The organism is Phosphitispora fastidiosa (assembly GCF_019008365.1).
Taxonomy (GTDB): domain Bacteria; phylum Bacillota; class Thermincolia; order Thermincolales; family UBA2595; genus Phosphitispora; species Phosphitispora fastidiosa.
The window spans coordinates 39,607-55,414 of sequence record NZ_JAHHUL010000015.1 but is presented as its reverse complement, the minus strand read 5'-3'; the positions used below and the strand labels follow the sequence as shown (position 1 = coordinate 55,414).

The window sequence follows — 15,808 nt, the reverse complement described above, 5'->3', positions numbered from 1 at the left end:
CGGTTTTGGCATCCGGTGGTATCTGGATATTAAAAAAGCTCCAGCACCTGGGCTAAAGCTCTGATAGGCCTCCGGGAATATCAATCCCCTTGCTCTCCGGTGATTAACCGCTGTTCGATATTTAAATTAAATATTATAAGCTTTAGTGCAACACCGGCTTTTGTAAGAAGGCAAACTTATCTTCCTCTCCAAAACCGAGATCCCTGTTACATTCGGGACAAACTGACAGGAAAAAAACTCCGTAATCGTCAGCGTCTTGTAATATTATACCCCTCCCGTTCTCCCAGGTCAAGGCTTCTATTTCCTCCGGAAATGCATCTTCAGCAACCTCAGTCTCATCAAAAACGGAATCACAGCAGTCACAAAAAAATCTGATCTTCAAGCTGACTGCCTCCTTCTCTTAACCAAAAATTTTAACACCGTAACGTTCCAGAGCATGTGCAGCAGATACCCGCTCAACACAGCAAATAACCAGCTATGATGCCTCTGCATAACCATAAAGGTAATATATCCGTAAAAAAGGTGTCCGGCAAGACTGGCCACTCCGGCCTGCAGCCCCTGCAAACCAGCATTCCAGGCATCATAAACCCCCTCTATTAAGCCAAATGCTCCGTGAGTCAGGATTAAAGAACTACCGGTCAGAATAGCTGCCCCGGTCTTTGCGGCTTCTTCAATCAGAGGCGCTAATAGCACTATTTCCCTGGCGCCCATTAACTTTAAGGCCAGCCTGTTCCCTATCCATGAAGCCATGGCAGCCAGTGCCCCGGCCGCGAAAAACAGCATAACATCCCTCCGACCGCTTACAGTTTATTTACCTCATTCATAGCCTGTGCAGCACCTTTTTCAATTACTGCCAGTACAGCCTCCGCAGCCTCTTTGACTGTTGCAGTCATTACCTTTGCTTCCGCTTCACTGAATTTGCCGAGGACAAAATCAATATTCTCCAAATGCTCATTCTCCGGTCGACCGAGGCCGATGCGCAAACGGGGGAAATCTTCAGACTGTATCAGGTAAATTATTGACTTCATCCCATTATGTCCTCCGGCACCGCCTTTGATTCTAAGGCGCAGCTTTCCAAGAGGCAGGTCCATATCATCATAGATTATCAGGATATCCTGCAGATCGGTTTTATACCAATGTACCATGTCAAGCACAGCTTCCCCGCTGAGATTCATATAGGTCTGGGGTTTGGCCAGAATTATTTTTTCACCATCCTTAAAGCCTTCACCGACCAGGCTTTTCAATCTGACTCTGTCTACGCTAATATCCAAAACCCCGGCCAGGTAATCAATAATCATAAAGCCGATATTATGTCTTGTGGAAGCATACTTATTACCAGGGTTGCCCAATCCAATTATCAGTTTCACAAAGAATCCCCCTTTATCCACTTGTTTATTCGAGGGCTGAAGGAATTTTCCTCCTGTGAAATTTAAACTTTAGCAACCCTTTTTATGTTTGCGGAAGCTCTAAGAAACCTCCGCATCTTCAGTTTCAGCTTCGGTTTCCGCTTCGGCAGTTTCCGCATCTCTTACGGTGTCTTCTTCCTTTTCTTCCGCCACTCTGGGTGCCGCTACCATGACAACCATCTTATCCGGTTCTGTTAGAATCTTAAACTCGCCAAATACCAAAAGGTCAGCCACTGTAATATGCTGACCGGTCTCAAGGCTGGAAATATCAACATTTACCGCATCCGGCATCTTGTCGGGAGTACACTCAATTTCCAGTTCCCGCAGCCCGGTTTGCAAAACACCCCCGGTCTTCTTTCCGGCAGCCTCGCCCTTTAACACCAGAGGAACGGTTGTACGTAATTTTTCCTCCAGGGATACTTTACACAGGTCGGCATGGACAATATCTCTACGGATAGGATCTCTTTGCAGGTCTTTAATCATAACAACATATTTTTTCTGCTCCGACCCTCCTGTTACATCCAGGTCAATAAGAACATTACGCCCCTTTTGGCGAATCACGGACTCCAGATCCTTGGCATCCAGTTCAATGGCCTGTCCCTTAATGCCCTTCCCATAAACCACCGCCGGTATCCTCCCGTTATCCCGTAAATAGTGCCGATAGCTTCCTTTGGTACTTGGCCTCAGGCTGGCGCCTATCTTTGCCTCAACCATTTTCATACCCCCTCTGTTAATTGTCAAATCAGCCTTCCAGGCTAACAATCAAATTTGTTATAGTATTTCCCGGAAAATGGTATAACAAACATGTCTCATGAATAATATGGTAGCAAAGAATTTTTTGGGGGGTTTTAAAATTGAGAAAGAGCCGTAAATTTATCTCCATGCCGATAATAAGTTTAGAAGAAGGTATCCAGATTGGTGCATCCAAAAATATAGTTGTGGACCCGTCCAAAATGGAGATTGCCGCAATAATTATTGACCAGCGCGGATGGTTCCGGGAACAAAAAATAATCCCCTACACAAAGGTCCGGAGTATGGGTGATGATGCCATTACCATAGACCAGTCGGCAAATGTGCAGAGAACCATGAGCCTCCCCCACATGCTGAAGCTAATCAAGGAAAATATTAATCCCATTGGCGTCAAGGTAATCACAGAAAGCGGAACCGTGTTAGGGGTAGTTGACGAATATTATATTGATGAAATAACCGGAAAAATCGAATGCTTCGAAATCAGCGGTAAATTTCTGGAGAGTCTTTTCAAGGGCAAGGCGCTCATGCCGGCGGAACATATCAGGACACTGGGTTCAGACATCATTGTTGTTAATGAAGGTACAGAAACATATCTGAAAAAGGTCGACGGCGGGTTAAATGAAACTATCCACAACCTGAAAGAAAGCACCTCCACACTTTGGGAAACCACTAAAAAACGCACCGGAAAAATCCGTAAAAACATTAAAGACAAGTATGAAAAAAATGATAACCCCAGTACATCACCTGCAGCTGATGCAGCAGAAGACTCCGGAAACGAAAATTTCCCCGAACCGAACTCTGGTCTTGATGTAACCAGTGAAGTGGAAATAAAAAATGAAGAAATAATTACCGGAGTTTCCGACAGCGAATGCGTGGAACCTGAAGACAATGAGACAGCAAATTCTCCTGATGTGCCGGAAAATAATTCTGCAGAGCCGGAGGCTGATACTCCTGAGGAGGCAGTTAACACCCCGGAAGAGGCCAACACCAAATAAACCCAAAGTGGGGCCGCCCTTTAACTTCAGGGCCGCCCCGTCTTCCATTTCAATTCCTGTAAAAAACTCCTAGGATGCCTTGAAAAGCTTTTTATACCTGATTGCCAGGTAGTCAAACTTTTTCCTGTCACCCTTCTCCAAGGCAAGGTCAATCTCGGCCAGCATTTCTGCCTTCCGCTCTTCCCGGTCCAGTATCTTCCGGCTCATTTCGCGTTCCAAAGCCCGAATAACCTGATAATAGAAAACCTTCTCCCTGACTTCAGGCGCTATTTCCAAATCAGTATTGCAGACAGAACACCTGTAGTCCTCCTCAAAAGAAAGCCAGACAAATAATTCTTCAGGAGCTTCCAGGTCCAACAAAGAAATAATTTCTTCGATATCCTCATAATATTCGTTATCAATCCGACACAGGAATGAAACCGTTGCTGCATTAGATGCAGAAATAATCAAGGCATTCGGAAGGTGTCTGACATTTTCCACAAAATAGGTATTGGCTAACAGCCCGTCCCTGGAGCGCAGAAAATTCAGAACTTGGGAAGCCTCCCGTTTCTTTAGTGCATATTTACTTAAAAATTCGTCAATAAACTTTTTCTTTTTATATAACATTACTGCTTCTTCCATATTTACCACCCAACTCTATTGTTTAGTCGACTATATCAATTAGACAACCCTGCCGAAAAAACCTGCCTAGCAGGTGTGGTAATTTATGGCCTTACAACGTACCCCCCCAAAAAACGGGGCCCCCCATTCAATTCTTGGGGAACCCCATCCGAAAAATCAATTTTTTCTTAATCAAGGCCGATTTTAGTCCTTTTTTTCTTGATATGTTCCTCTATGCCTGCGGCGACCTCAACCGGGTCATCGCCCAGAGCTACCTTACCACCCGTGAGACCCTCAAGGTCTTCTGTCAAAAGCTTGACCAGCTCAGGCCCCCCCGCCACGGGAGGTGTGGGTGATAGATGGGTGTAAAGCCCGTATGCCAGAGCAAACATGCCGTCTATTGTCGCCTTTTGTTCCATGTATTGGGGTGCCGTAACAGCCGCCGGCAGATCTGCGGAGTCAATCCCCAGATGATTGGCCAGGGCTGTTGTTAACATGGAAATCCTGCCCGTATCGGTACAGGTTCCGAAGCTAAGCACCGGTGGTATTTTGAGGCTCCGGCATACCTCTTTAAGCCCCGGTCCTGCCATCTCAATGGCTTCAAGGTTGCACAGTCCGGCAACTTCAAGACCGTGGTTGCCACATCCGCCGCTAATAATAAGAATATCCCTTCTGATAAGCTCCTTAGCCAGGTTGACAGTCATATAATCATGGGGTCCGGTAGATAAAGTAGTACAGTTTACCAGAGCAACCACGCCTTTTATCTTACCGGCCTTTATGGCCCCGGCCAAAGGCTCGGGAGTGCCCCCAAGAGCTTTAAGCACCGCCTCTGTGGAGAACCCTGAAATTGCCTTGGTAACCTTTTGGGGTACTCTTGGTGTAATTTTTCCCTTACGCCGGGTAAAGTTTCCCACAGCGAGGTCTAACAACTGATTGGCAATGCCGACTGCTTCAGGGGGTTTGTAATCAAAATTTCTGCTGACGCCCGGAATCCGAACCAGATCATTAACACTCACAAGGGTTACGCCGTACTTTTCCTCATAAGGCTTTAAAAAAGGAGGTGAACAGTTTTCATCCATGGCAAAAACATCTATTGCCCCAGTCGCCAATGCCGGTTCAATTGTCAGCCAGTTGCCTGTCAGACCTTTGAACACTTCATCTATGGGAAGCCGCTGCAGCATCTCCTGCCCTGTTTCTATGGAACCGATAATCCGTAATCCTTTTGCTCCGGCGTCCTTAGCACGCTGCTGAACCTCAGGTCTTTTGGCAGCATAGTAAGTTGCCATCCCCACCCATGGTTCGTGCCCGTTAAAAACAATGTTAATATATTCCGGATCCAGAATCCCCAGGTCTACTTCCACCTCATGAGGCATGGGAGTTCCAAAAAGGATGTCCTGAACCATTTCAAGACCTATCTGGGCTCCGTAAATCGTGGCTACCCCCAGCCGGAGTCCCTTCTTCGCCAGTGATATAAAGTCACCGTCAACATTTGTCAGACAACTGGCCACAGCATCCTTAATCTCATGCAGTGTCCCTGCAGGATAGATAGCCAGATCCCGCCACACCTTCTGCCTCGCGGGAGGTGCAAATGCCGCAATTATCCGGCTGGGCTCATCATATCCGCGATGAAGCTCATACATCAGAAAATCTGACAGCCACAAAGCCACCTGACCCGGATCACCATTTGTATTAACCCCGCACTGTCCGGCAAACCAGTAAAGCTTCTCCCTGTCAGTGATTCCGAAGGGGGTTTTCCCTTCAATAGTGGACTTCAAGGTCCTGAAGGCCTCATAGGCATGATGGGCATAAGTTGAAGCCCCCATAGCATTTCTCAGCAGCATGTCCCGCATCGCCATGGCATCAGGAGTTATCCCACATACTCCAAGAGTGGCCCCGGTCTTCTCTGAAATGCGGCAGGGGCCATTGGTGCATAATTGGCAGCTAGTTCCTGATACGCAAAAGTTGCACCTTATTTTTTCCTGAGGCTCAAAGCGGTCGAAAGTATTGCTCATCCCATCTTCATGCAATCGTTGATACATTTCCTGAACAGACTCATGGATACTGACTTTTTCATCCAAACGGTGCCTGGTTTTATTGGTCACGTGTACATCCTCCTTGTAACATGTTAAGCTTTAGGATAGCTTTCCTCACCTCTATTCTTTTAATTCAGAAAGCTTTGCCGACAGGCGCTCTGGCTTCATTCCCACATCCACAGGAGGATATATGGCATTTCTGTTGAATAATGTATAATTCCCCTTTTAATTGAATACAGTATATTCACTTGCGAAAGGTGGTTATTATGCAAAAAATCGCTATTGTAACTGACAGCACCTGTGATTTGGAAAATGAACAACTTGAACAATATGGGATTAGTGTCCTCCCGCTTAAAATAATCTACACTGACCGTGAATTTACCGACAGGGTTGACATTACCCCGGAGGAAGTGTACCGGAACCTCGAAAAGGAAGTCCCTAAAACCTCGCTGCCCAGTCCCTCTGATGCTTTTCAGTTATTTGAACACCTGAAAAACAGCGGCTTCACCCATGTCCTCTGTATCCACATCTCCAGCGGCTTAAGCGGCACTATACAGATGGTCCGGAACACAGCTGCGGAATTCAGCGGCATTGTAATTAGGGTCCTGGACTCCAAGTCCCTGTCAATGGGGTTAGGCTTTCCTGTCCTGGAAGCAGCAAAAGAAGTCTCCAAAGGGAGCAGTTTTGACGAGGTAGTCAACAGGGCTGAAGAGGTAATTAACCGGGTGCAGACTTTCTTTGTTGTCGGCACCCTTGAATACCTGAAAAGAGGCGGGAGAATTGGCTATGTAGCGGCTTCTCTGGGGGAGATACTGCAGGTAAAGCCCATTATATCCATAAACGATGAGGGAAAATACTATACATATGAAAAGACCCGGGGCAGAAAAAAATCTCTAAACAGGATGTTAGAAATTATCCGGCAGGCAGCCGAAGGCAGGACAGTTAAAATCGCAGTGTTTCATGGAGATGCCCGGCAGGAGGCAGATTTTTTGATTAGTCAACTTAACACACTCGATAATGTTGAAGAAATAGTAACAGGCCAGATAGGTCCCGTTATGGTTGTACATACCGGCCCGGGCCTTGTGGGTGTCGTTATATTTTAGACTTTAGAAAAGGCCGAGACCAATTTACTATGGTCTCAGCCGTTCTTTCGGGGAAAGTTTTTTCAGTGTTTGCCATGCTTCTTTAACAGCTGCACCCCCGCTATGCCCGGTTTTATCATTTCTTTGGGGTCCAAAATGAAAGTCCAGCAATGTGATGGTAGTAAATCAGTATTTTCATTCATTTCTGCGAAGAGAGGATTTTACTAATAAGATACCTGCAAATACATTTATAACTACTTGTGTTTTACTAACACTTAGAGGGTTTAATACTAGTTTAAAAAAAGGAGAGGATTTCAATATCAATGAATACCAATAGATGTGAGGAATAACTCCTACAATTATAAGCATGATTGCTGGTATAATCTTAGCATTGATTCTCAACTCACACTTTCTATGGGGATATAAAAATATCAATTCAAATAGAACTCCTAATAACAAGCTAATAACCGAAGCTTTAATCGAGAATTCTACCCAATTATTCATTTTCTGATATGCTGTTGCTAAAGCTTTTTCATTAATTGAAAAAATATAAAACAATATCGCCATAAGCAAAAAGATACATCCCAATATAAACTTATTAATCTGAATATCATTTTTCATGATAAAACACATTCCTTTCACCTTAGTCAGTTATTTACACATATAGTGGGTGGATATTGTATAAATTAAATCCGCTAATCTGTTTTCCTGCATTTTTAATGGTTATTGTTTTTTTTATTTTATGTATGAATATATTAATTGAGTATTTTGCAAATTAACTAGCCGTTGAAAAAGCTGCACCCCCGGAAAAAACAAATGCCTTCACATTGCTTTTGGTTGCTGCTCTGTTGCTCATTTGGATGCCCACAATAAAGTGATGGTCCGCATCCACTGCAATTGGTTTTTTTACGGTGTTTTCGATCCCGCTGCAGGCTTGCGTTTCTCTAACTATTTCAATGCCTAATATGGATTATTTAGTCAGAACAAAAAAAATGAGCCCCGTTTGACTCATCATATTATGGAAAACCAGTTCATTAAAATTTCACTTTTAATTCCTTTTCAATCTTATCCTTCTCTTTAATAAATTTATCGGTAGTGGTCTTATAGACCTTACCGTCCTTGTTTTTAATAATTACAGGAATACCAATTAAATCAACTGCTTCACCCTTGTTCTTTTCAAACTCTTCGGCAACCGGGTCCATTTTGTCAACAGTAGGTATTTCATCTTGTGCGGCATACGCGACAAAGATACCTGCCAAAAGCAGAGAGATTGTTAAAATGCTTGCAATTAACCATTTTTTCATTAAGCAATCCTCCTTTAATTTACTATTAATAATATCTTTTAATAGGGTGTCCAGTAATAAAAACTCTGAAATTCAACTATAGGACCAAATAGATTGAACGGTGCACCATCGGCTTGCCAAGCGCTCCATGCTTGCACATTCTCTCCATTTGCCAAGTGAGCCCATTTCCATAGATTATAATCACTGGCTGTGTTTTTAGTTAAAACTTCACAGGCAGCCGTTACATTATTGTCTACAGTATCCCACTTTATAGTCACACTCCAGTTTCCATCGTCTTCTTCTGTAAAGTTTACCCCACTTGGTAGCAGGTAGCCGCTAAAGCCACTAACTCCTTTAAAATCTATATCATGCTTGGTAATAGCAGATAAAACTATATTTGAATAAACCCTATTAGGGTGTACGAATGCTAATTTATCCAATGCACGGCCCAGAGCATCATCATTAAAGGCATCGGCTTCAATTCCCGAGCCAAACAATACTTCTAAATCTTGTTCCGCAAAATATTCGAAAACCTTGTATAGTGCCTTACGGCCTGACAGAACATTGATTACAAGTCCTTTAATCAAGGTGCCTGGTGATACACGGCATTGTTTGGGATCCATAAAACAATATTATCAACAATTCTTGCCAATTCTATTTCATCACACATAGCTGCTATTAAAGGCGCACTGCCAGCCGGTAAAACGGTAAGCCCTTCTGTTCCGTTCCCAGGACCATTGCTTTACTTCTTCGGCCAGACCAAAGGTTTCTGGTAGTCTAGAAATAAACTTTATATTTTGCTGTTGAATGATTTTCAGATTGTCTCTGGTTACTAGCGCAGAATCAGTTCTTTGCTGTAGCCATTGGTTATATTAATACTTCCTTCTCTGTCATATTCACCATAAACCGAAATCGAGGTAGTGTCTGCGTAACTGGTTGGAAATCGGTACTTTCAGCAATAAGAAAAATGCCTCCCAATATCGCTGCCAAAGCACCATCAGAGAAATTGACGGAAGTAATTACCGGTGCTTGGTCATCCAGTCGACTGCACTTGATGCCAGAAAAGAAAAGACCATTGCCAGACACATTGAAAAAGAACGAATGGAACTGGAAAAAGATTGTTTGGAGTTAGGCAAAAGGACTTTTTATTGCCGCGCCGACGCTGAAAAAGAACTGGAGCTTTTTATCAGCGGACACAAACGCATACTGCATAGTATAAACGGGATAGCAGAAGAAATAGTAACCATCAAAAGAAAAGCAGGTCGACCCAAAAAGGGCGCAGTACCGGAGACAGAGACAACTTGGCGGTTAAACATAGAAATTCAAAGTCCCAGTGAACAAACCGTATCTAATTTGCGAGCCAAGGCCGGTACCTTCGTTTTAATGACCAATGTCTTAAAAGAAGAAGAACTGTCAGCTATTGATATTTTAAAAGAGTATAAAGAGCAGACGGCAGTGGAAGTTAGGTTTAGATTCCTGAAGGATCCTGTATTTGTTGACGGCATCTATGTGAAAAATCGAGAACGCGTATTAGCTTTAAGTTTTGTGTTCCTTATGGCTTTACTTATATATGCCCTTTTGGAACGCCGGGTAAGGCAAAAGTTAAAAGAAGAAACAGAGCCATTAATTTTACCTGGCAAAAGGAAAAGCAATTCACCTACAGGTACTTCCCTTCTTGAAATGTTGAAGTCAATGCAAATTGTCCGTATCGTAAATGGTGGAAAGATTAACCGCTTGTTACCTAAAAACCTTGTTAATACGCAAATTCTACGTCTCTTAAAGTTAGTTGGTTTTGATGATACCATTTATACTATGCCTAAAACAGTACCCAAAATTTAATTGAGGGGCAGAAAATCAATTTTAAGTGCTACGTAAGGGTGCGGAATATGCGTTATTACCAAATATTTGGATGGTTATTCCATTTACACTAAAGAATATTCACACCCAATGACTAAAAAGCAGATGTGCCTCTATGAGTGCCTCGGGGTTAATGTTCCATCATAGGTATAATTTGACGGGAATTCAGGTTTCAATTTGTACTTTCCTGTACGCAGAAAAACCGCGTCTCAACGCGGTTTTTAGCACTATATCAATAAATCAACGAAGTAGCTGTCAATAACCGCTATGCAAAAAGCTTGCTTACTGACAAATCCTCATGAATCCTGATTATGGCCTCCCCAAGAAGCGGTGCCACCGAAAGAACCTTAATTTTGTCAATTGCTTTATGTTCGGGCAGCGGGATTGTATTTGTTACCACAACTTCTTTAATGGGTGACTTCTGCAGCCTGTCCATAGCCGGACCGGACAGGACTCCATGAGTACAGCAGGCATAAACCTCTTTGGCACCCCGCTCCAAAAGGGCAGCTGCACCCTGAGTTATGGTCCCTGCAGTATCAATTATGTCATCAATCATAACAACTGTTTTGCCATCAACATCTCCGATAATATTCATGATTTCAGCAACATTAGGTTCAGGTCTACGCTTGTCGATTATAGCTATGGATGCCCCAATACGCTCAGCCATATCCCGGGAACGGGTAACCCCTCCCAGATCAGGTGAGACAACAATCAAATTATCAAGATTCTTGCTGAGGAAATATTCAGCCAAAATCGGAACTCCCGGCAAATGGTCCACAGGAATATCAAAAAATCCTTGTATCTGACCTGCATGCAGATCCATGGTAATTACTCTCATGGCCCCACTTGCTGTAATCACATTTGCCAGCAATTTCGAAGTTATCGGGTCACGGGCCCTGGCTTTCCTATCCTGCCTGGCATATCCGTAGTAAGGCACAACCGCAGTAATTCTCCGGGCTGAAGCCCTCTTAAGTGCATCAATGACGATCAAAAGCTCCATGATATTGTCATTAACAGGCTCACAGGTAGGCTGGATTACAAATACATCGGCACCCCTGACACTCTCATTGATCTTTACATGAATCTCACCGTCACTGAACCTGGAAACCTTTGATTCGCCAATTGATACCCCAAGGTATTCGGCTATTTCCTCGGCCAGTTTCAAATTCGCATTTCCAGAAAAGATTTTGAGTTTCCGGTTAAAGATTGGCATTGGCTTGCAAAAACCCCCCCAGCAAATTAATATAGATATTTTAACCCAATTATCTATTATATCACTTTTTCTTGTTTTTTCTAGTAGTCCAGTCAGGATAAACTTTTTGTTTTGCTCTTTCGATACAGAGAGCCCCACCGGGAACATTTTTGGTCACCGTTGAACCAGCGCCTATAATAGCGTTCTCCCCTACTGTTACAGGCGCTACCAAATTGGTATTACTGCCAATAAAGGCATTGTTTCCAATTCTGGTCTGCCATTTCTCTGTTCCGTCATAATTGCAGGTAATGGTCCCGGCGCCAATATTAACCCGCTCTCCAATATGAGCATCACCTACATAACTCAAATGCGGGACTTTGCTGCCATTCTCCACCACCGAATTCTTAATTTCTACAAAATCGCCTACCTTTACATTATCCCCCAGTACAGTTCCGGGCCTGATATAGGAAAATGGTCCGATAGTTACGCCATTGCCGGTCGTGGCATCACTAATAACAGAATTCTGCACGGTTAATGCATTTCCTGCCTTCACATCAGTTAATCTTGAGTATGGCCCCAGGATACAATTTTCTCCAAAACAACACTTCCCCTCCATGACCGTGCCAGGATATACAACGGAATCACAGCCAATAATAACCTCACTGCCTATGTAAGTGTTGTCGGGGTCAATGATTGTCACTCCCGCAGTCATATGTGCGGTCAGTATCTTCCTGCGCATCAGGGTCTCGGCGGCAGCAAGCTGGACCCTGTCATTAATCCCCATGGTTTCCAGAGCGTCCTCCACTTTAACAGCTCCCGTCCGCCCACCATTAGAAGCTATCACTGCTATTACATCAGTAAGATAATACTCGCCCTGGGCATTGGCCGGAGAAATAGTTTGCAAAGCTGTAAATAACTCTTTAGCTGCAAAACAGTAAATTCCCGTATTTATTTCATTTATCTTTAACTGGTCTTCTGAAGCATCCCGGTGTTCCACAATCCCGGTTACAGCGCCATCATCGCCTCTAATAATCCTCCCATAGCCCGATGGATCCCCAACATCAGCGGTCAATACACTAACGGAATTCCCCGATTCCTTATGTTTCTGCAAAAGCCGCTGCAGCGTATCAGATGAGATTAACGGGGTATCCCCGCACAACACCAGGATACTGCCGGTAAAATCACTTAACAGCCGTTCTGCCTGCATTACGGCATGACCGGTGCCCAACTGCTCAGTCTGTTCAACCCAGTCAACATCAAGCTTGACGGATTCCCGGACCGTATCTGCGCCGTGCCCGATGACCACAATATTCCTGCTGATACCGGCTCCTACAGCGGCGCCAATTACATGTTCCAGCATCGGTTTGCCGCATATGCCATGCAGCACTTTAGGCATTCGGGACTTCATCCGCGTTCCCTTTCCGGCTGCCAAAATAATTGCCACTACATTCACGAAAGAGCTCTCCTCCCTTTTGATTAGTTATTATAATTACCATAATTCTGACATTTTAGCATAAAATTAATATTCCACGTAAATACGGGTTTTCCTGCGGTCCACAGAAAACTTCAACTTTGCAATCAGAGATTAAAAAGGCGCGCATCTTTCAGTTCCCGATGTGCGCGCCTTTTTATACTTCATTCCTTAAACTTTTCCACAATTGTGGAAAAGTTAGTTGTTGAAGTACAAAAAAAAACAGGAATCTGCACTCCTGTTCACATTTTAACCATTAAGCTGTAGCTAAAGCATTTTGGTAAGCTTCAAGCACAGCAGACTGTATCACTTCTCGGGCAGTTGACGTAATCGGATGAGCTATGTCCCGGAACTCCCCGTCAGGAGTTTTCCGGCTCGGCATCGCTACAAACAGACCGTTCTGGCCTTCAACAACCTTCACATCATGGATAACAAAGGAATCATCCAGAGTCACAGATACAATAGCCTTCATCTTGCCGTCCTGGTTAATTTTTCTTACCCGCACATCAGTGACATTCATTTTTTGCAACCCCCTTTTCAGCCCAATCAAAATCATTCGTTAAATTTCGATATTCTTCATTTACCAAAGAATTCCTTCCTGCAAGTGCAAAATTTTAAGAAAATTTCTAATTTACTGAGAATGGATACTGGTTATGCCTGAAATTTAGGGAAAAATGTGGCGAATTAAGAGGGAATCGACGAAAAAGACCAGCACTCAGGCTGGCCGGTCGAGGTATTGAGATACGATTGAATAGTCACTGGGTTTATCAACGTCAATGCCAATTTCAGGGTATTTTGTGACTACTGCCTTTACATTAATGCCAAGTACTTCAGAAACCTTGGCTTCGAGCTCGGGAATGGAAAGCAGGTTTAATATAAACTTGAAGACAAATTTAAACCCCAGAATACGACATAATTTAACCGGGCTTTTGCGGTAATTTACAAACTCCCTGGCCTTTTCGGCGCTTCTTGGTACAGCATCAGGGTTTACAATAAAAAGGTTCCCTCCGGTAAACCTGCCCTCTTTGAGCTTCGCCGATGTTCGCTCAATTTCCGGGAACCGGTTGTATACTTCATTCATCGAAACTATCGGATAGAAAAAGTCAGCATCGTATTTCAGGCTTAAATCCACAAAGTCCTTCACTGCCTGTGCCGTCAGCAGCGGAATGTCGCAGGTGGCAATGAGGACAGGAGCAGATGTGTCAACATATTCCATGGCTTTAACAGCATTTTCGATTATTCCGTATTTTGTCTGCACTACACTGACACAATCATCAGTCAAGAACTCCCCTAACTGTTTTGGACCCGCAACCACGATTCTGCGAACTATCCCTGATTCCTTAAGGGCATCAATGACATACCTGACCATAGGCTTGCTCCCTATTCTGATCATAGCCTCGTAGGGCTCGTTACTGCAGTCCCTCAGAGGTCCGGAATTGTCACTGCCGGCAACAACTATAGCATCAAGCATTTGAATAACTCCTTAACTAGATTTGCTCTTCTGGCCCGGGATCTTTTACTTCATTTAACTTTTCCAGCATGCTGTTTTCAGCATTTTCAATATGTTCCCTGGCCAAGGCCTGAGCCAATTCTACATTTCGTTCCGAGACGGCTTCAACTATTTTTTTGTGTTCATCAAGGGCATATTTCATCCGCCCCGGTGTCGAAAGAGACGTGGTCCGAAACCTTTGTATCTGTTCGCGAAGATTACTCACAATTTGTACCAGCCGCTCATTCCGGCTAGCCTTAAAAAGAGTATCATGGAATTCGGTATCCACCTCAACCAGTTTTTCCAGGTTGTTACTCTGAACACATTCTCCTATCTTGACCAGAATACGTTCCAGCTGCTCCAATTCCTCTTCAGTAATACGTTCTGCTGCCAGGCCTGCTGCCAGGCCCTCAAGGGCAGTCCTGATTTCAAAAACATCGGCTATGTCCTTGACCGAAATCCCGGCCACATAGGCGCCCTTCCGGGGTATCATGACAACGAACCCTTCCAGTTCCAGTTTTCGGATGGCTTCTCTTACCGGAGTCCGGCTGACTCCCATTTCTTCAGCAAGCTGAATCTCCATGAGTCTTTCCCCGGGTTTCAGCACTCCGTTGATGAGGGCTTCCCTCAGTGTTTCAAATACTATTTCCCTTAAGGGTTTGTAATTATCAAGGGTAACCGGAATTAATCTACTTTCAGACATTGTTTCTCTCCCTTTCATGCGGCTGGTAAAATTTATTATTATCGGTTAATAGTCTATTCGATATGTTTTCTCCTAATTCCTGCTATCTGCGCGCAATGTCCGGGATACCCCTATAAACATACCTTCCATCTCCTTTTTCAGGCCTGCGGCAATTTCCTCTGCCTGATTCAAGTCATGGGTTATGCCAAATACGGTCGGCCCGCTTCCTGACATCAGGGCCCGCAGCGCCCCTGCCTGTTCCAGACGCTTCTTAATCTGCCCGACAACCGGATATTCCGATAAAGTCACTGATTCCAGCACATTAGCCAGACCTCCTGCTATGCCTGCCTTATCGCCTCTCTCAATTGAGGAAACCATCATCCGGGTGTCAGGCCTGCCGGCAACCCTCGCAGGGTCAAAGCCCCTGTAAATTTGGGCTGTGGAGACATCAAGCGGAGGCTTTACTAAGACCAGCCACAGTTCGGGAGCATCCGGCAGAGGAGTGATAACTTCCCCTCGTCCTTTGGCTAAAGCGGTTCCACCTCTGATACAGAAAGATACATCGGAACCTATCAGTACCGCTTGGGCTAAAAGCTCTTCATAACTTAAGCCCAGTTCCCACAAGGAGTTTAACCCCTTAAGTACCGCTGCCGCATCTGTTGACCCTCCTGCCAGTCCCGCAGCCAGGGGAATATTCTTGCTGATTTGAATCCTTACCCCGCTTTTTATTCCAAAACTCTCTTTTATAAGTAAAGCTGCCCTGTATGCTATGTTAGACGGGCCTCCCGGAAGTCCGGGATGATTGGTAACAACCTCAATCCCTTCTCCGGTCTCCTCCAGGACCACCACATCATGAAGTTCAATTGCCTGCATTACCATTTCTACCTCATGGTATCCATCAGGACGTTTCCCGAGGATGTCCAGGGTCAGGTTAATTTTAGCGGTTGCATCGAGTTCCATTCGTCTCA

18 protein-coding genes are annotated in these 15,808 nt (G+C 44.4%); 3 read left to right on the top strand and 15 right to left on the bottom strand.

Features of this window, described 5'->3' with window-relative positions; genetic code table 11:
- Positions 1-142 precede the first annotated feature (142 nt).
- The 4 genes from Ga0451573_RS13495 to Ga0451573_RS13480 form a co-directional block, all read right to left on the bottom strand.
- Positions 143-382 carry a hypothetical protein gene (locus tag Ga0451573_RS13495; RefSeq protein WP_231684655.1) on the bottom strand — a complete coding sequence of 80 codons (240 nt, stop codon included), beginning with the start codon at positions 380-382 and terminating at the stop codon, positions 143-145.
- Positions 379-783 (bottom strand): hypothetical protein, encoded by a 405-nt coding sequence (locus Ga0451573_RS13490; RefSeq protein WP_231684654.1) that lies wholly within the window; start codon positions 781-783, stop codon positions 379-381. The genes Ga0451573_RS13495 and Ga0451573_RS13490 overlap by 4 nt, the downstream gene beginning before the upstream one ends.
- A gap of 17 nt (positions 784-800) precedes the next feature.
- Positions 801-1,367: an aminoacyl-tRNA hydrolase gene (gene pth / locus Ga0451573_RS13485; protein WP_231684653.1), complete on the bottom strand. Its 567-nt coding sequence runs from the start codon at positions 1,365-1,367 to the stop codon at positions 801-803.
- A 99-nt stretch (positions 1,368-1,466) separates the two neighbouring features.
- Complete coding sequence (locus tag Ga0451573_RS13480) at positions 1,467-2,120, bottom strand: 50S ribosomal protein L25/general stress protein Ctc (protein ID WP_231684652.1); 654 nt, start codon at positions 2,118-2,120, stop codon at positions 1,467-1,469.
- A gap of 140 nt (positions 2,121-2,260) precedes the next feature.
- On the opposite strand from Ga0451573_RS13480, the gene Ga0451573_RS13475 reads away from it, so the two are divergent.
- The gene (locus Ga0451573_RS13475) at positions 2,261-3,151 is read left to right on the top strand and encodes a PRC-barrel domain-containing protein (RefSeq protein ID WP_231684651.1); all 891 of its coding nucleotides are present in this window, start codon (positions 2,261-2,263) and stop codon (positions 3,149-3,151) included.
- Positions 3,152-3,220: 69 nt separating this feature from the next.
- Here the strand turns inward: Ga0451573_RS13475 and Ga0451573_RS13470 are convergent, their stop codons facing one another.
- Positions 3,221-3,772, bottom strand: coding sequence for a YpiB family protein (locus Ga0451573_RS13470; RefSeq protein WP_231684650.1), 552 nt, complete (start codon positions 3,770-3,772; stop codon positions 3,221-3,223).
- Between the two features lie 167 nt (positions 3,773-3,939).
- Entirely contained in the window at positions 3,940-5,853 is a 1,914-nt protein-coding gene (gene cooS, locus Ga0451573_RS13465) for an anaerobic carbon-monoxide dehydrogenase catalytic subunit (RefSeq protein ID WP_231684649.1), read from the bottom strand.
- Between the two features lie 197 nt (positions 5,854-6,050).
- Between cooS and Ga0451573_RS13460 the strand changes: the two genes are divergently transcribed.
- Entirely contained in the window at positions 6,051-6,887 is an 837-nt protein-coding gene (locus tag Ga0451573_RS13460; protein WP_231684648.1) for a DegV family protein, read from the top strand.
- Between the two features lie 174 nt (positions 6,888-7,061).
- Here the strand turns inward: Ga0451573_RS13460 and Ga0451573_RS13455 are convergent, their stop codons facing one another.
- The 3 genes from Ga0451573_RS13455 to Ga0451573_RS13445 all read right to left on the bottom strand — a co-directional run bounded on the left by Ga0451573_RS13455 (position 7,062) and on the right by Ga0451573_RS13445 (position 8,772).
- On the bottom strand, positions 7,062-7,433 hold the full coding sequence (locus Ga0451573_RS13455) for a hypothetical protein (RefSeq protein ID WP_231684647.1): 372 nt from the start codon (positions 7,431-7,433) through the stop codon (positions 7,062-7,064).
- A 467-nt stretch (positions 7,434-7,900) separates the two neighbouring features.
- Entirely contained in the window at positions 7,901-8,170 is a 270-nt protein-coding gene (locus tag Ga0451573_RS13450) for a hypothetical protein (protein ID WP_231684646.1), read from the bottom strand.
- A gap of 38 nt (positions 8,171-8,208) precedes the next feature.
- Complete coding sequence (locus Ga0451573_RS13445; protein WP_269438273.1) at positions 8,209-8,772, bottom strand: DUF4277 domain-containing protein; 564 nt, start codon at positions 8,770-8,772, stop codon at positions 8,209-8,211.
- A 313-nt stretch (positions 8,773-9,085) separates the two neighbouring features.
- On the opposite strand from Ga0451573_RS13445, the gene Ga0451573_RS13440 reads away from it, so the two are divergent.
- On the top strand, positions 9,086-9,988 hold the full coding sequence (locus Ga0451573_RS13440; protein WP_231684644.1) for an IS1634 family transposase: 903 nt from the start codon (positions 9,086-9,088) through the stop codon (positions 9,986-9,988).
- A gap of 283 nt (positions 9,989-10,271) precedes the next feature.
- Here the strand turns inward: Ga0451573_RS13440 and Ga0451573_RS13435 are convergent, their stop codons facing one another.
- The 6 genes from Ga0451573_RS13435 to ispE form a co-directional block, all read right to left on the bottom strand.
- Positions 10,272-11,219 carry a ribose-phosphate diphosphokinase gene (locus Ga0451573_RS13435; RefSeq protein ID WP_231684643.1) on the bottom strand — a complete coding sequence of 316 codons (948 nt, stop codon included), beginning with the start codon at positions 11,217-11,219 and terminating at the stop codon, positions 10,272-10,274.
- A gap of 61 nt (positions 11,220-11,280) precedes the next feature.
- Positions 11,281-12,651, bottom strand: coding sequence for a bifunctional UDP-N-acetylglucosamine diphosphorylase/glucosamine-1-phosphate N-acetyltransferase GlmU (gene glmU, locus Ga0451573_RS13430; protein WP_331459424.1), 1,371 nt, complete (start codon positions 12,649-12,651; stop codon positions 11,281-11,283).
- Positions 12,652-12,925: 274 nt separating this feature from the next.
- Positions 12,926-13,189 carry a septation regulator SpoVG gene (gene spoVG / locus Ga0451573_RS13425; protein WP_231684642.1) on the bottom strand — a complete coding sequence of 88 codons (264 nt, stop codon included), beginning with the start codon at positions 13,187-13,189 and terminating at the stop codon, positions 12,926-12,928.
- Between the two features lie 195 nt (positions 13,190-13,384).
- Positions 13,385-14,140, bottom strand: a complete 756-nt coding sequence (locus tag Ga0451573_RS13420) for a nucleotidyltransferase family protein (RefSeq protein WP_231684641.1) — start codon at positions 14,138-14,140, stop codon at positions 13,385-13,387.
- A gap of 16 nt (positions 14,141-14,156) precedes the next feature.
- Positions 14,157-14,861 (bottom strand): GntR family transcriptional regulator, encoded by a 705-nt coding sequence (locus tag Ga0451573_RS13415; RefSeq protein WP_231684640.1) that lies wholly within the window; start codon positions 14,859-14,861, stop codon positions 14,157-14,159.
- 72 nt (positions 14,862-14,933) lie between these two features.
- Positions 14,934-15,800 carry a 4-(cytidine 5'-diphospho)-2-C-methyl-D-erythritol kinase gene (ispE, locus tag Ga0451573_RS13410; RefSeq protein WP_231684708.1) on the bottom strand — a complete coding sequence of 289 codons (867 nt, stop codon included), beginning with the start codon at positions 15,798-15,800 and terminating at the stop codon, positions 14,934-14,936.
- Positions 15,801-15,808: the final 8 nt, after the last annotated feature.

Excerpts from the sequence above, each read along its gene's own strand:
- Ga0451573_RS13450 (WP_231684646.1), bottom strand. The coding sequence starts at position 8,170 with ATGAAAAAATGGTTAATTGCAAGCATTTTAACAATCTCTCTGCTTTTG.
- Ga0451573_RS13455 (WP_231684647.1), bottom strand. The coding sequence starts at position 7,433 with ATGGCGATATTGTTTTATATTTTTTCAATTAATGAAAAAGCTTTAGCA.
- Ga0451573_RS13480 (WP_231684652.1), bottom strand. The coding sequence starts at position 2,120 with ATGGTTGAGGCAAAGATAGGCGCCAGCCTGAGGCCAAGTACCAAAGGA.
- Ga0451573_RS13435 (WP_231684643.1), bottom strand. The coding sequence starts at position 11,219 with ATGCCAATCTTTAACCGGAAACTCAAAATCTTTTCTGGAAATGCGAAT.
- Ga0451573_RS13420 (WP_231684641.1), bottom strand. The coding sequence starts at position 14,140 with ATGCTTGATGCTATAGTTGTTGCCGGCAGTGACAATTCCGGACCTCTG.
- Ga0451573_RS13470 (WP_231684650.1), bottom strand. The coding sequence starts at position 3,772 with ATGGAAGAAGCAGTAATGTTATATAAAAAGAAAAAGTTTATTGACGAA.
- Ga0451573_RS13415 (WP_231684640.1), bottom strand. The coding sequence starts at position 14,861 with ATGTCTGAAAGTAGATTAATTCCGGTTACCCTTGATAATTACAAACCC.
- Ga0451573_RS13460 (WP_231684648.1), top strand. The coding sequence starts at position 6,051 with ATGCAAAAAATCGCTATTGTAACTGACAGCACCTGTGATTTGGAAAAT.
- ispE (WP_231684708.1), bottom strand. The coding sequence starts at position 15,800 with ATGGAACTCGATGCAACCGCTAAAATTAACCTGACCCTGGACATCCTC.
- Ga0451573_RS13445 (WP_269438273.1), bottom strand. The coding sequence starts at position 8,772 with ATGGATCCCAAACAATGCCGTGTATCACCAGGCACCTTGATTAAAGGA.
- spoVG (WP_231684642.1), bottom strand. The coding sequence starts at position 13,189 with ATGAATGTCACTGATGTGCGGGTAAGAAAAATTAACCAGGACGGCAAG.
- Ga0451573_RS13490 (WP_231684654.1), bottom strand. The coding sequence starts at position 783 with ATGCTGTTTTTCGCGGCCGGGGCACTGGCTGCCATGGCTTCATGGATA.